General features: G+C 73.5%; 12 protein-coding genes. 5 read left to right on the top strand and 7 right to left on the bottom strand.

Annotated features, from left to right (window positions below):
• Window positions 1–3 precede the first annotated feature (3 nt).
• From AC07FN_RS16955 to AC07FN_RS16985, 7 genes are read right to left on the bottom strand one after another with little or no spacing between them, the layout of a single operon-like run.
• A complete protein-coding gene (locus AC07FN_RS16955; RefSeq protein WP_478396451.1) occupies window positions 4–696 on the bottom strand; it encodes a sirohydrochlorin chelatase in 693 nt (230 codons plus the stop codon).
• Window positions 675–1817: a uroporphyrinogen-III synthase gene (locus AC07FN_RS16960; protein ID WP_478396452.1), complete on the bottom strand. Its 1143-nt coding sequence runs from the start codon at window positions 1815–1817 to the stop codon at window positions 675–677. Before AC07FN_RS16960 ends, AC07FN_RS16955 begins: the two co-directional genes overlap by 22 nt.
• Window positions 1814–2137, bottom strand: coding sequence for a nitrite reductase small subunit NirD (nirD, locus tag AC07FN_RS16965; protein ID WP_452612588.1), 324 nt, complete (start codon window positions 2135–2137; stop codon window positions 1814–1816). Before nirD ends, AC07FN_RS16960 begins: the two co-directional genes overlap by 4 nt.
• Entirely contained in the window at window positions 2134–4647 is a 2514-nt protein-coding gene (gene nirB, locus AC07FN_RS16970; RefSeq protein ID WP_478396453.1) for a nitrite reductase large subunit NirB, read from the bottom strand. Before nirB ends, nirD begins: the two co-directional genes overlap by 4 nt.
• Window positions 4644–6029, bottom strand: a complete 1386-nt coding sequence (locus AC07FN_RS16975; protein ID WP_478396454.1) for an FAD-dependent oxidoreductase — start codon at window positions 6027–6029, stop codon at window positions 4644–4646. The genes nirB and AC07FN_RS16975 overlap by 4 nt, the downstream gene beginning before the upstream one ends.
• Complete coding sequence (locus AC07FN_RS16980; protein ID WP_478396455.1) at window positions 6026–8101, bottom strand: molybdopterin oxidoreductase family protein; 2076 nt, start codon at window positions 8099–8101, stop codon at window positions 6026–6028. The genes AC07FN_RS16975 and AC07FN_RS16980 overlap by 4 nt, the downstream gene beginning before the upstream one ends.
• Entirely contained in the window at window positions 8094–9485 is a 1392-nt protein-coding gene (locus AC07FN_RS16985; protein ID WP_478396456.1) for a nitrate/nitrite transporter, read from the bottom strand. The genes AC07FN_RS16980 and AC07FN_RS16985 overlap by 8 nt, the downstream gene beginning before the upstream one ends.
• A gap of 175 nt (window positions 9486–9660) precedes the next feature.
• On the opposite strand from AC07FN_RS16985, the gene AC07FN_RS16990 reads away from it, so the two are divergent.
• The 5 genes from AC07FN_RS16990 to AC07FN_RS17010 all read left to right on the top strand — a co-directional run bounded on the left by AC07FN_RS16990 (window position 9661) and on the right by AC07FN_RS17010 (window position 15029).
• On the top strand, window positions 9661–10500 hold the full coding sequence (locus tag AC07FN_RS16990) for an SIR2 family NAD-dependent protein deacylase (protein WP_478396457.1): 840 nt from the start codon (window positions 9661–9663) through the stop codon (window positions 10498–10500).
• A gap of 163 nt (window positions 10501–10663) precedes the next feature.
• Window positions 10664–11986 carry an NlpC/P60 family protein gene (locus AC07FN_RS16995; protein ID WP_478396458.1) on the top strand — a complete coding sequence of 441 codons (1323 nt, stop codon included), beginning with the start codon at window positions 10664–10666 and terminating at the stop codon, window positions 11984–11986.
• Between the two features lie 152 nt (window positions 11987–12138).
• The gene (gene mobA, locus AC07FN_RS17000) at window positions 12139–12720 is read left to right on the top strand and encodes a molybdenum cofactor guanylyltransferase (protein ID WP_478396459.1); all 582 of its coding nucleotides are present in this window, start codon (window positions 12139–12141) and stop codon (window positions 12718–12720) included.
• Window positions 12721–12927: 207 nt separating this feature from the next.
• The gene (locus AC07FN_RS17005; protein ID WP_478396460.1) at window positions 12928–14061 is read left to right on the top strand and encodes an AAA family ATPase; all 1134 of its coding nucleotides are present in this window, start codon (window positions 12928–12930) and stop codon (window positions 14059–14061) included.
• A 14-nt stretch (window positions 14062–14075) separates the two neighbouring features.
• Window positions 14076–15029, top strand: coding sequence for a DUF58 domain-containing protein (locus tag AC07FN_RS17010; RefSeq protein WP_478396461.1), 954 nt, complete (start codon window positions 14076–14078; stop codon window positions 15027–15029).
• Window position 15030 lies beyond the last annotated feature (1 nt).

The raw sequence follows: 15030 nt of genomic DNA on the forward strand, positions 1-15030 counted from the left end.
CTCTCAGGCTGCGGAAACGCGATCGCGCACCGCCGACCGGTAGCGGCGGGCGATCAGGTCGATCACGCCCGGGTGCGCGCCGATCGGCTCGGCGACGCCGGCCACCGGCAGCTCCGCGAGCCGCCGGTGGAACAACCCCGGGGCCAGCAGGTACGGCGCGACGAAGTCGGCCGGGCCGCAGACGTCGGCGGTCGCCGGCGCGGCGGTGGCGACGTAGCTCGGCGTCAGCCACCGGCCGACGCGGCGGCCGAGCAGCCGCGCCGCGGTCCGCACGTCGGCCAGCGCCCGCTCGTCCGACGAACCGGCCGCGGCGAACGCGACCCGTTCGCCGGGCCGCCACCCGGCGGCGATCAACCGCCGCAGCATCGCCTCGACGATCTCCGGCGCTGGTCCGAGGGGAGCGCAGACCGCCACGTCCTCGTGCCCGGTCGCGGCGATCTGCGCCGGCAGGTCGGTGCGCACGTGGTAACCGGCCGCGAGGAACGCGGGCAGCGCGACAACCGGTCCGTCACCGGCCGCCCGCAGGGCTTCCGCGACGGTCGGGCCGATGACGTCCACGTACGCGACGTGGACCGGCACCCGCAGGCGGGCGGCCGCGGCTTCGGCGAGGCGTTCGACCACCCGCGGCCCGGCGGGATCGCGGGTGCCGTGGGCGACCAGCAGCAGCGGGGGAGTCAGGGTTGCGGATCGGCGCATCGCGGTGCGTTCCCCATCGGTTCCAGCGGAAGTCGGTATCCGCGCTTGATCACGGTCTGCACGAGCTCCGGCGCGCCCAGCGCGGCCCGCAGCCGTGCGACGGCCTGCTCCACGGCGTGCTCGTCCGCCGGGTTCCCGGCGCCGTTGAGCGCCTCGGCCAGGCCGCGCCGCGACACGACCCGGCCGGGCCGTTCGGCGAGGGCGAGCAGCAGCGTCTTCCCTTGCGGTGAAAGGGGTTTCACCACGCCGTCGACGACGGCGGCGTGCCCGCGCACCTGCAGTTGCCTGCCGCCGACCGGCAGCGTCGGCGCCCGGCCCGGCAGCGCGACGCACAGCGAGCGCACCAGCGCGCCGATGCGGAACCGCTGCGGGATCACAGCGGGAACGCCGTGATCGGCCAGCGGGGCGTGCGTCACCGGCCCGACGCAGGCGACCAGCACCGGCCCGCGCAGGGCGTCGAGCAGTTCCTCCTGGCAGCGCCGCTCGGCGGCCAGCGACAGCAGGCTTGCCGCCGCCGGCGCGCTGGTGAACGTCACCGCGTCGACCTCCCGCGCGCACACCGAGGTCAGCAGGTTGTCCAGCGCGGTGATGTCGGCGGGCGCGGTCCAGCGGTACACCGGGACCTCGATGACCTCCGCGCCCGCGCAGCTCAGCGCCTCGACGAAGTCGGGCAGCGGCTGGCCGTGCAGCTGCACCGCCACCCGGACCCCGTCCAGCGGCTGGGCGAGCAGGTGTTCCAGCAGTTCCGCCGACGATTCCGAGGCGGGCGACCACGGGTCCGGCAGCCCGGCGGCGCGGACCGCCCCGCGCGCCTTCGGCCCGCGGGCCAGCAGCTGCGCCGGGCGCAGCGCGTCGAGCAGCTCGGTGCCGATGCCCCAGCCCTCGGCCGCCTCGATCCAGCCGCGGAACCCGATGCCGGTGGTCGCCACGACCACGTCCGGCGGGACGGCGATGCAGTCCCGGCTCGCGCGGCGCAGCTCCGCGTCGTCGGCCAGCGGCAGGATCCGCAGCGCGGGGCCGTGCACGACCCGCGCGCCGCGGCGCTCCAGCAGGGAACCGAGCTCGTCGGCCCGTCGCGCCGCCGTCACCGCGACGGTGTAACCAGCGAGTTCGTCGATCAAGGGACGGCGACCTCCACCACGTCGGCCCGGCGCCGCACCGGGTAGACCGGCAGCCGCGCGCCCGGGTCGTCCAGGCACAGCCCGGTCCGCAACGAGAAGACCTGCTTGAGCATCGGCGAGGCGACCGTGGGTTCGCCGTCGCGGTCGCCGACGATGCCGCGGCTCATCACGCCGGCCCCGCAGAACGGGTCCACGTTGCCGACGGCGAACAGCTCGTCGTCGCGGGTGCGGAACAGCGCTACCGCGTGGTCGCTGATCAGTGCGGGCAGCCCGAACTCGGGCCGCAGCAGGTCGAGTTCGCAGATCTGTTGCCAGTTCACGTGAGCACCTCCTGGTTCGGGATGGCGGGCATCGGGAGCGCGACCGGGCCGGGCCGGATCTGGCCGCGCTCCTGGACGAAGCGGATCGTCGGATCCGGCGCGTCGGGGGCGTTGACGAAGGACACGAAGCGGGCGAGCTTGCCGGGATCGGCCAGCACCCCGGCCCACTCGTCGGCGTAGTTCTCGACGTGGCGGTGCATCGCGGCCTCCAGCTCCCCGGCGATGCCCAGGGAGTCCTCGACCACCACCTCCCGCAGGTGGTCGAGGCCGCCGTCGAGCGCCTCCAGCCACGCCGAGGTGCGCTGCAGCCGGTCGGCGGTGCGCACGTAGAACATCAGGAACCGGTCGATGATCCTGATCAGCCGCTCGTCGTCGAGGTCGGCGGCCAGCAGGTCGGCGTGCCGCGGGGTGAAACCGCCGTTGCCGCCGACGTAGAGGTTCCAGCCCTTGTCGGTGGCGATCACGCCGAAGTCCTTGCCGCGGGCCTCGGCGCACTCGCGGGCGCAGCCGGACACGCCTGCCTTGATCTTGTGCGGCGCCCGCAGGCCCCGGTACCGCAGTTCCAGCCGGATGGCCATGCTCACCGAGTCCTGCACGCCGTAGCGGCACCAGTCGTTGCCGACGCAGGACTTCACGGTGCGCAGCGCCTTGCCGTAGGCGTGGCCGGATTCGAATCCGGCGTCCACCAGCCGCCGCCAGATCAGCGGCAGCTGCTCCACCCGGGCGCCGAACAGATCGATGCGCTGCCCGCCGGTGATCTTGGTGTAGAGGCCGAAGTCCTTGGCGACCTCGCCGAGCACGATCAGCTTCTCCGGCGTGATCTCGCCGCCGGGCACCCGGGGCACCACCGAGTAGGTGCCGTTGCGCTGCATGTTGGCCAGGAACCGGTCGTTGGTGTCCTGCAGCCCGGCCTGCTCGCCGTCGAGGATGTGGCCGTGCCCGAGGCTGGCCAGGATGGAGGCGACGGCGGGCTTGCAGATGTCGCAGCCGTGACCGCTGCCGTGCCTGCCGATCAGCTCGGAGAACGAGCCGATCCCGGTGGCCCGGACGATCTCGAACAGTTCCGCGCGGGACTGCGGGAAGTGCTCGCACAGCGCCTTGGAGGCGGTCACGCCGCATTCGGCGAGCAGGTTCTTCAGCATCGGCACGCACGAGCCGCAGCTGGTGCCGGCCTTCGTGCAGGCCTTGATCCCGGGCACGTCGGTGAGCCCCTGCCCGGCGATCGCCGACGTGATGTCCTCTTTGGATACGTTGTTGCAGGAGCAGACCGTCGCGTCGGCGGGCAGCGCGCCCGCGTCGACGCCGGAGCCCGCAGGCAGCAGCAGTTGTTCCGGCGGGGCGGGCAGTTCGCGGTCGATCAGCGGCCGCAGCACCGCGTAGGCGGTCGCGTCGCCGACGAGAACGCCGCCGAGCAGGATCCGCGCATCGTCGCTGAGCACGAGCTTGGCGTAGGTGCCCGCGGCGTTGTTGGCGTAGACGACCTCCAGAGCTCCGTCGGTCTGGGCGTGGGCGTCGCCGAAGCTGGCGACGTCGACGCCGAGCAGCTTGAGCTTCGTGGACAGGTCCGCGCCGGGGAAGGTCCCCTCGCCGACGGCGAGGAGTTGCTCCGCGACGCCCTCGGCCATGCTGTAGCCGGGCGCCACCAGGCCGTAACAGCGGCCTTCCACCGCGGCGCATTCGCCGATGGCCCAGATGTTCTCGTCGCTGGTGCGGCAGCTCGCGTCGACCAGGAACCCGCCGCGTTCCGCGCGCGCCAGCCCGGCGAGCTCGGCGAGCTCGTCGCGTGGCCGGACGCCGGCGGAGAACACCACGACCTCGGTGTCGATCACGGTGCCGTCGGCCAGCGCGACCCCGCGGACGCGCCCGTCGCCGTCGATGGACTTCGTCGCGGCGCCGCAGTGCACGGTCAGGCCGAGATCGCCGACCAGCCGGCCGAGCACCTGGCCGCCGCCCTCGTCCACCTGCAGCGGCATCAGCCGCGGCGCCATTTCCACGATGTGCGCGCGCATGCCCAGCAGGCGCAGCGCGTTCGCGGCCTCCAGCCCGAGCAGACCGCCGCCGATGACTACGCCCGGCTCGCCTTCGGTCGCTGCGGCGCGGATCGCGTCGAGGTCCTCGATGGTGCGGTAGACGAAGCAGCCGTCGAGGTCGTGGCCGGGCACCGGCGGCACGAACGGCCGCGAGCCGGTGGCCAGCACCAGCGCGTCGTAGCGCAGTTCCGCACCATCCGATGTGGACACCGTGCGGGCCGTCCGGTCGATGCCGGTGGCGCCGATGCCCAGCCGCAGGTCGACCAGCGGGTCGTCCAGCAGCTCGTGGTCGACCAGGCTCAAGTCCTCGGCGCTCTTGCCGTCCAAGTAGGACGACAGCGCCACCCGGTCGTAGGCGGGCCGGGATTCCTCGCCGAGGACGACGATCCGCCAGGTGCCGTCCGCGTCGCGCTCCCGGAGCGCTTCGACGAGCCGGTGGCCGACCATCCCGTGGCCGACGACGACGAGCGTGCGGGTCATGCCGCGCCCTCCTTCTGGTGTTCGGTGCGGTCGGCCAGCGCGCCGCAGAGGCGGCCCACGTCGTCGACGCAGCCTCCGCAGCCGGTGGTCGCCCGCGTCGCCCTGGCCAGCTCGGGGACCGAGCGGGCGCCGCCCTGCCAGGCGCCGGTCAGGGCCTTCTTGGTCACGTTGTTGCAGCGGCAGATCACCGCGTCGTCGGGCAGCTCGGCGGGCGCGCCCGGCACGGCGGCCGGCGTGCCCAGCAGCAGCGCGAGGCGGTCGGTGGGCACCGGCAGGTCGCGGTCGTGCAGCTGGCTGACCGCCGCGATCGCCTCCGGGAAGCCGAACAGCACCGCGCCGGCGATCCGCTCCTCGCGCAGCGCGAGCTTCGCGTAGCGGCCGCGGGCCGGGTCCGACAGCGTCACCACCTCGGCGTCCGTGCTCTGGAGGCAGTCGACCGAGCCGATCGAGGCGAGGTCGATGCCGCGGGCCTTGAGCCGGGTGACGGTGCGCGTCCCGCGGTAGCGCGCGTCGCCGCCGGCGAGCAGTTCCGCCAGCGCGTCGGCCTGCTCCCAGGCCGAGGCGATCAGGCCGGACGCCTCGCCGTCGTGCTCGGCGCAGTCGCCGATGGCGTGGATGCGCGCATCGCTGGTGCGCAGCCGGTCGTCGACGACGATCCCGCGCCGCACCGGCAATCCCGCCCGAACCGCCAGCCCGGTCTCCGCAGCGACTCCGGTGCACGCCACGACGAGGCCGGCCGGCACCACATCGCTGCTGTCCAGGACGAGCCGCCCGCGCCGGTAGGCGACCGCCCGGCGGCCGAGCCGGAGCTCGACGCCGAGCTTGCCCAGCCGCTCGGCGAGCAGGCGCCCGCCGACGTCGTCGAGCTGCCGGTCCATCAGGTGCGGATTCGGGTGCACCAGCGTCACCTCGTGCCCGCGAGCCAGCAGCGCCCGCGCCGCCTCGACGCCGAGGATCCCGCCGCCGAGCACCGCGACCGGACCTGCGGCGGAGCCGATCCGCGCGCAGTCGGCGAGCGTGCGCAGCGCCTGCAGGCGTTCGCCGCCCAGCCCGGGGATCTCGGGCAGCCGGGCCCGGGAGCCGGTGGCCAGCACGAGCACGTCGTACGGGTGCTCGTCGCCGGTGTCGGTGCGCACCACGCGCCGGGCGCGGTCGATCTCGGTGGCGGTGACCCGCAGGTGCACCTCGGCGTCCACGATGGGCAGTGCCAGGGTGGCGGGGGTCAGCGTCCGGTCCAGGACCGCGCCGAGCAGGACCCTGTTGTAGGCGGGGTGTTCCTCGCGGCCCAGCACCGTGATCGGGTCCGCGTGGCCGTGCGCGCGCAGCCGCTCGACCAGCCGGTGCGCGGCGGGCCCGTTTCCGACGATGACGATGCGGTTCATCGGGCGGCCACCTCCCCAGCGGGCTCGATCCGCACGGCGCTGACCTTGAACTCCGGCATCCGGCTGCGCGGGTCCAGCGCGTCGCTGGTGAGCAGGTTCGCCCGCCCCGGGCCGGGGAAGTGGAACGGCAGGAACACGGTGTCGGTGCGCATCGTGGCGACGATCCGCACGCGCGCTAGCGTGCTGCCGCGCGGCGACGTGACCCGGGCGAGGGCACCTTCGGTGAGGCCGGCGCGGTCGGCGGTGTCCGGGTGGATCTCCACGAACGCCTCGGCGGACGCCTCGTTGAGCTCGGCCACCCTCCGCGTCTGCGCCCCGGACTGGTACTGCGCCAGCACCCGGCCGGTGGTCGCGGTCAGCGGGAACCCCTCCTGCGGCGTCTCGGCCGGATCGCGGTGCTCCACGGCAGCGAACCGGGCCAGCCCGTCCGGATGCGCGAAGCCGTCGAGGAAGAGGCGCGGCGTGCCGGGATGTGCCGGGTCGGGGCAGGGCCAGTGCAGGGCCTCGCCGGAATCGAGGCGGTCGTAGGTGATGCCGCTGTAATCGGCCTTGCCGCCGGCCGACGCGCGGCGCAGCTCGTCGAAGACCTCCCGGGGCGACGTGGGATAGCGGTGGCCGGGCTCGCCGAACCGAACCGCCAGGCCGTGCAGCACTTCGAGATCGCTGCGGGCGTGGCCGGGCGGCACCTGCAACCGGCGGCGCCGCAGCACGCGGCCTTCGAGGTTGGTCATGGTGCCCTCCTCCTCGGCCCACTGCGTCACCGGCAGCACCACGTCGGCCAGCTCCGCGGTCTCCGATGGCACGAAGTCGGCCACCACCAGCAGGTCCAAAGCGGACAGCCGATCGACGACGTGACCGGCGTTGGGCGCCGAAACCGCCGGATTGGAGCCGAAGACCAGCAGCGCCCGGGGGCCGTCGGCGCGGCCCGCGGCGTCGAGCAGCTCGTAGGCGCTGCGGCCCGGACCGGGCAGCGACTCGGGTGGCACGCCCCAGACCCCGGCCACGTGCGCCCGCGCGGCGGGGTCGGTGATCATCCGGTACCCGGGCAGCTGGTCGGCCTTCTGGCCGTGCTCGCGCCCGCCCTGACCGTTGCCCTGACCGGTGAGGCAGCCGTAGCCGCGACCGGCCCGGCCCGGCAGGCCGAGCGCGAGGGCGAGGTTGATGAACCCGGACACGGTGTCCACGCCCTTGCTGTGCTGCTCGGCCCCGCGACCGGTGAGCACGTAAGCGCTCTCGGCCTCGGCGAGCATCCGCACCGCCTGCCGCTGCGCCGTCACCGGAACCCCGGTGACCCGCTCGACGCGCTCCGGCCACCAGGTCGTCGCCCGCTGCCACGCCGCGTCGAAACCCGTGGTCCGAGACCGGATGTAGGCGGTGTCGGCCCATCCATCGACCACGGCGATGTGCAGCAGCCCGAGCACCAGCGCCAGGTCGGTGCCCGGGGCGGGCCGCAGGTGCAGTGCGGCGCGCTCGGCGGTCGCCGTGCGCCGGGGATCGATGACCACGAGCTGCGCGGCGTTCAGGTGCTGCATCAGCGGCGGCATGGTCTCGGCCGGGTTCGCCCCGGCCAGCAGCACCACGTCCGCGCCGCCGAGATCGGTGACGGGGAACGGCAGTCCCCGGTCCACGCCGAAGGCGGCGTTGCCGGCGGCCGCGGCCGAGGACATGCAGAACCGGCCGTTGTAGTCGATCTGGCTGGTGCCCAGCGCCAGCCGGGCGAACTTGCCGAGCAGGTAGGCCTTCTCGTTGGTCAGCCCGCCGCCGCCGAACACCCCGACCGCGTCCGGCCCGTGCTCGCGCCGCACCCGGTCGATGCCGGCGGCGACGGTGCCCAGAGCGGTGTCCCAGTCGACCGGCACGAGCTCGCCTCCGCGGCGCACCAGCGGGTTCCGCAGCCGGTCCGGGACGTCCAGCAGGGCAGGCGCGGTCCAGCCCTTCTGGCACAGCCCGCCCCGGTTCACCGGGAAGTCCGTCGGCCGCACCGACACTCCGCGCCGCTCGCGCGTCAGCCGGGTGCCGCACTGCAGGGCGCAGTAGGGGCAGTGGGTGGCAACGGTCCGGATGTCAGGCACGACCGACCTCGGCTTTCGACGGCTCCTGAGCCGGCCGCGGCGCGGGCGCGCTCTTGAGAGACCCGCGCAGGTACACCACCCAGGTGACGAGCCCGCACACCACGTAGTAGCCGAGGAACGTCGTCAGGGCGGCATCGCCGTTGGCGGCCGCGCCGCCGTAGGAGGCCCGGAAGGCGAGGTTGATGCCCACGCCGCCGAGCGCACCGATCGCGCCGGCGATGCCGATCACCGCGCCGGACATCCGCCGGGCCCGGGCGAAAGCCGCGATGGCCTCGCCGCCGTCGGTCACGTCGTCCTCGGCCTCCTTGGCGAAGATCGCGGGGATCATCTTGTAGGTCGAGCCATTGCCGATGCCGGTCAGCACGAACAGCGCGATGAACGCCGCGAGGTAGAGCGCGAAGGAGCCCTGCGACGATGCGAACAGCAGCGCCCCGGTGCCCGCCGTCATGCCGGCGAAGGCCCCGAGGGTGACCCGGGCGCCGCCCAGCCGGTCGGACAGCCAGCCGCCGAACGGCCGGGACACCGAGCCCATCAGCGGGCCGAGGAAGGTCCAGCTCGCGGCCTGCAGCGGGGTGAAGCCGAACTCGGTCTGCAGCACCAGGCCGAAGGCGAAGCTGTAACCGATGAACGAGCCGAACGTTCCGATGTAGAGGAACGAGACCCACCACGTGTGCTTGTTCGCGGCGGCCTCCCGCAACGCGCCGGGGCGGGCCCGCACCGCGTCCACGTTGTCCATGAACAGCGCCGCGCACAGGGCGGCCACCACGATCAGCGGCAGGTAGATCGCCGCGACGTAGGACGGGTGGGCGTTGCCGGCGGTGGCGATCACCAGCAGGCCGACGACCTGGATCGCTGCCACGCCGAGGTTCCCGCCGCCCGCGTTGAGCCCCAGTGCCCAGCCCTGGTGGCGCTGCGGGTAGAAGGTCGTGATGTTCGTCATCGACGACGCGAAGTTGCCGCCGCCGACCCCGGCCGCGGCGCCGATCAGCATGAACACCCACAGCGGCGTGCCCGGCTGCTGCACGAAGTGGAACGTGAGCGCGGTCGGCGCCAGCAGCACGGCGGAGCTGAAGACCGTCCAGTTGCGGCCGCCGAAGCGGGTGACCGCGGCGGCGTAGGGCAGCCGCAGCACGGCGCCCACCAGGTTCGGGGTGATCACCAGCAGGAACTTCTCGGCCGCGGTGAACGGCAGGCCGATGTCCGGCGACATGAACAGCACCAGCACCGACCAGATGCTCCAGACGGAGAAGCCGATGTGCTCCGAGAGGATCGAGAAGATCAGGTTCCGCCGCGCCACGCGCTTGCCGGTGGATTCCCAGAACCGCTCGTCCTCGGGATCCCAGCCCTCGATCCAGCGGCCGCTGGCCTTGGCTCTCGCGGTCAACTCGGCTCCTCTCGTCGGATTGCTCCGAAGGTAGGAACCGGGTGTTTCGCGCGGGCGCTCCGATCGTTACCACGGTGCAAACCGGCCTTCACAAGCGCAGGTCCGGGCGATGTGAGCAGCGGAACGGCCCCCGAGCACGCCTCGGCCTGCCGGTCCATGGCACCGTGGAGCCGTGATGCAGCGAGGCACGGCGGACGGCACGGGTGACGGCGCGGACTGGCAGCGCGCCCGCGAACTGTTCGGCCGCGCGCGCCGGATCACCGCCCTCACCGGCGCCGGGGTGTCGACGGCCTCCGGGATCCCGGACTTCCGCGGCCCCAACGGCGTGTGGACCAAGAACCCGGCAGCCCAGCGGCTCACCGACATCGACAGCTACATCGCCGATCCGCAGGTCCGCGAGGAGGCGTGGCGCAATCGCGCCGAGCACTCGGCCTGGCGCGCCGAGCCCAACGCCGCCCACCGCGCGTTCGTCGACCTCGACCGCTCCGGGCGGCTGGGCGCGCTGCTGACGCAGAACATCGACGAGCTGCACCAGCGCGCCGGCCTCGACCGCGACCGGGTCCTGGAGCTGCACGGCACGATCTACCGGACGGTGTGCCTGGACTGCGGGGCGACGGGCCCGATGAGCGCCGCGCTGGAACGGGTGGCGGCCGGCGAGCCGGACCCGCCCTGCCGTTCCTGCGGTGGCATCCTCAAGTCGGCGACCGTCTCCTTCGGACAGTCCCTGGACCCCGACGTCCTGCGCGACGCCCAGCGCGCGACGCTGAACTGCGACCTGTTCGTCGCGGCCGGCACCTCGCTGACGGTGTACCCGGCGGCGGGCTTCGTGGAGCTGGCCGTGAAGGCGGGCGCGGCGCTGATCATCTGCAACGCCGAGCCGACCCCGTACGACGACGTGGCGTCGGCGGTGCTGCGCGAGCCGCTGGTCGAGGTGCTGCCGGAGCTGGTCGCGGCGCCGCTGATCGACTCGCCGGACCCGCTGCGCACCTGGGGCGATCCCAGCACCTGGGGGTGAACGTCCCTCCATCGATGTGACACGTGTGGCTGATGTTGCACATGTCGTGATCGTGTCGAGTGGTGCAATCGGGACACGAGTGGCAAAGTTCCTGGCTGTCGTGTGACTCCATTCGGCCCATTGATCGACCGCCGATCGGGCGCATCAGCTGGAGGTGACGGTCGTGTCGCGAACCCGAGGAGTGCTCCGCGCACGGAGCATTGCCACGATCACGCTGCTGACGGCAGTCGGCCTGGCGGCGTCCGGCAGTGCCCTCGCGGTGCCACCCCCGCCGCCCAACCCCAGCGACGCCGAGATGAGCGCGGGCCGCGAGACGGCGCAGAGCACGGCGAGCCAGGTGGGGGAGCTGGCGAACCGGCTCGCCGACGCGGAGTCGCAGCTGATCGGCCTGCAGTCCCAGGTCGAGCTCAAGATGGAGGACGCGAACAAGGCGCGGGTCGACCTCGGCCGCGCCGAACGCGCCTACGACGACGCCCGCCGCGCCGCCGAGGCGGCCGGAGCCGAGGCCGACTCCGCGGCCAGGCAGATCGAGGAGCAGCGCAAGCGGCTCGACCAGTTCGCGGCCAGCAGCTACCGGCAGGGCAGCACGATCGGCTCGGCCACGGCCTTCATCGGCTCGAAGACCCCGCAGGACGTGCTCGACCGGGCGGTCTTCCTGGACGCGATCAGCGAATCCCAGCTCGACGTCATGGACGACCTGGAGCGGGCGCGGATCGAGAAGGTCAACAAGGACTCGCTGACCCGGGCGGCGCTGCAGGACGCGGAGGCGAAGCGCCTCGCCGCCGATCAGGCGCGCAGCGCCGCGGAGGCCGCGGAGCAGGCGGCCATCACGGCGCAGGAGACGCAGGCGGAGCAAGCACGCCGGCTGGAGGCCGACAAGGCAGGCGTGGAAGCGCAGCTCGCCGAGGCGCGCTCCCACGTGGCGGGCCTGGAAGCGCAGCGCGGCCGGTACGGGAGCTGGCAAGCTGCGAAGCAGCGCGAGGAGGAGGCCGCCGCGGCCGCGCAGGCCACGTCGAACGGCGCGGTCACCGCTCCATCGGCGGGTGCCGGGCCGCGGCCCAGCGGTCGGTCCGTCGAGGTGATCGTCGGGCGGGCGCTGTCCCAGCTGGGCGTGCAGTACGCGTGGGGTGGCGGGACTTCGCGCGGCCCGTCGCGGGGCATCCGGGACGGCGGAGTCGCGGACTCCTACGGCGACTACTCCAAGGTCGGGTTCGACTGCTCGGGCCTGATGATCTACGCCTTCGCCGGGGCCGGCGTCAGCCTCGATCACTACAGCGGCTACCAGTACCAGTCCGGCCGCCGGGTGCCGGTGTCGCAGATGCGGCGCGGCGACATGCTGTTCTGGCAGGACGGCGGCCGGATCCACCACGTGGCGCTCTACCTCGGCGGCGGAAGGATGGTGGAGGCGCCGTACTCGGGCTCGCGGGTCCGGGTCACCGCCGTCCGCTACGGCGGCATCGCCCCGTACGCCGTCCGCATGCTCTGAGGCCCGGAGTCCCAGCTCGGCCTACCGGTCTTCGGAAGGTCGTGCACAGCAAGACCAAGTGCTGGTCCTGCGGCCTGCGACCGGCTGCTCGTGAAGGCCGGCCCGCGGTCCGGTTGGCTGCGGGTTCCGGGCGGCTGGGAGCATTGCGCGGCGTGGCAGTGGAATTCGCGGCACTCGTGCTGGCGGGCGGTCGGGCGCGTCGGCTCGGCGGCGTGGACAAGGTCTTGCTGCCGGTCGGCGGCCGGTCGTTGCTGGACCGCACCCTCGACGCCGTGGCGTCGGCGGATCCGGTCATCGTGGTCGGGCCGAAGCGGGAGACGGCCAGGGCGGTCGAGTGGACCCTGGAGGAGCCGCCGGGCGGCGGCCCGCTGGCCGGCGTGCACGCCGGGTTGCGGAGGTTGCCGCCGTCGGCGCGGCTGGTCGCGGTGCTCGCCGGAGATCATCCGCACCTGGAGCCGGCGACGATCTCGCGCCTGTTGGAGGCGCTGCTCGCCGATCCCGGAGCTCCCGGCGCGGTGCTGGCCGACGACGCGGGCGAACCGCAGTGGCTGGTGGGGGTGTGGCGGACCGCCGCGCTCCGGGAGGCGATGCCGGGGGAGGCGCGCAACGGCTCGATCCGCTCCGCCTTCGCGCCGTTGGCGCCGCTGCTGATTCCCGCATCCGGGGCGGAAGCATCCGATGTGGACACCCCCGAGGACCTCCGCCGGGCCCGCGAAACCCGAAGTACCGAGTGAGCGGCTCGTCAGGGGAGGGCCGCCGCTCGCATGCTTGTAGTATCTATAACTTCAGTGAAGAGTGAAATTAACCGCTTAACAGCGGTCACACCGCGCGTGCGGTTGGGTGTGCATGGGGCAATTGCCCCCGCGCGAGCCTGCGATCGGCGCGTGTCAGGATCTTGATCGGCCACGAACGGCCGCATCGACGACAGGAGGCTGGGAGAAGTGACCGAGGCCGGCAACGGTGAGAGCGGGGGCGCCGGAGCCGCGGCGGCGCGCCCGGCGGACCAGGTGAGCACCCCGGCGCGGGACGCGCAGCTGCTGGAGCGCACCGTCTTCGAGGTCAAGCGGGTGATCGTCGGCCAGGACCGGCTCGTGGAGCGGGTGCTGACCGGGCTGCTGGCCAAGGGCCACATCCTGCTCGAAGGCGTGCCCGGCGTCGCGAAGACGCTCGCCGTGGAGACCTTCGCGCGGGTCGTGGGCGGCTCGTTCTCCCGCCTGCAGTTCACCCCGGACCTGGTGCCCGCCGACATCCTCGGCACCCGGATCTACCGGCAGGGCAGCGAGCGCTTCGACGTCGAGCTCGGCCCGGTGCTGGCAAACTTCGTGCTCGCCGACGAGATCAACCGCGCGCCGGCGAAGGTCCAGTCGGCGCTGCTGGAGGTCATGGCCGAGCGGCACGTCTCCATCGGCGGCCAGAGCTTCCCGATGCCCGCTCCGTTCCTCGTGCTGGCCACCCAGAACCCGATCGAGAACGAGGGCGTCTACCCGCTGCCGGAGGCGCAGCGGGACCGCTTCCTGTTCAAGCTGCCCGTCGAGTACCCCTCGGCGGAGGAGGAGCGGGAGATCATCTACCGGATGGGTGTGGCGGCGCCGGAACCCAACCCGGTGCTCAACCCCGACGAGCTGATCCGCCTGCAGAACGTGGCCGCCGGCGTGTTCGTGCACCACGCGCTGGTCGACTACGTCGTGCGACTGGTCGTGACCACCCGGTTGCCCAACGAGCACGGTCTCTCCGACATCGCCGGCTGGGTGTCCTACGGCGCCTCGCCGCGCGCCAGCCTCGGCATCATCGCCGCCTCGCGGGCGCTGGCCCTGGTCCGCGGCCGGGACTACGTGCTGCCGCAGGACGTGGTGGACGTGGTGCCGGACGTGCTGCGGCACCGCCTGGTGCTGTCCTACGACGCGCTGGCCGACGGGATCCCGGTCGAGCACATCGTCAGCCGGGTCCTGCAGACCGTGCCGCTGCCGCAGGTGTCGGCACGGCCGCAGGCAGGCCCGCCCGCCCCGGTGGGCCCGGCCGGCCCGGTCGGCTACGCGCAGCAGCAGCCGCACCTCGGGCCGAACCCGCACCAGTGAGGAGCGACGCAGCGGTGTCGGCGACATCCCATTCCGGACGCGACGGCCGCCCGCCCTGGGCGCCGCCCACCCTGGACACGGGCCAGCTGGAGGTCGCGTTGCGGACGCTGGAGCTGAGCGTGCGCGGCCGCCTCGACGGCCTGTTGCAGGGCAACCACCTGGGCCTGGTGCCGGGCCCGGGGTCCGAGCCCGGCGAGGCCCGGGTCTACCAGCCCGGCGACGACGTGCGGCGGATGGACTGGGCGGTCACCGCCCGCACCGCCGAACCGCACATCCGGCAGACGGTGGCCGACCGCGAGCTGGAGACCTGGGTGGCGATGGACCTCTCGCCGAGCCTGGACTTCGGCTCGGCGGCCAGCGACAAGCGGGAGCTTGCCGTCGCGGCGCTGGCCGCGGTCATGTTCCTGACCAGCGGCGGCGGCAACCGGATCGGTGCGGTGGTGGACAACGGCACCGGGCAGGTCCGGTTGCCGGCGCGCGGTGGCGCGGCGTACGCGAGGGCGCTGCTGAAGAAGGTGGCCGAGACGCCGCGCGCGGCGGAAGGCACCCGCGGTGATCTCGCGAAGCTGCTGGAGTCGTTGCGCCGGCCGCCTCGGCGGCGCGGCCTCGCGGTGGTGATCTCGGACTTCCTGGGCCCGACGGATTGGCAGCGCGCGCTGCGCGGCCTGGGGGCCCGCCATTCGCTGCTGGCGATCGAGGTGCTGGACCCGCGCGATCTGGAACTGCCCGATGTGGGAACCGTGCTGCTGTCGGACCCGGAAACGGGGAAGCGGCGGGAAGTGCACACCACCCCGGTGCTGCGCAAGGAATTCGCCGCCGCGGCGGCGGCGCACCGCGATGAGGTCGCCGCCGTGCTGCGGCGCGCCGGGTGCGCACACCTGGCGCTGCGCACGGATTCGGACTGGATCGCCGACGTGGTGCGGTTCGTCGTTGCGCGCAAGCGGGGTTGGTCCGGAGGAGCTGCTTGAT

The organism is Saccharopolyspora sp. NPDC045941, assembly GCF_056431445.1.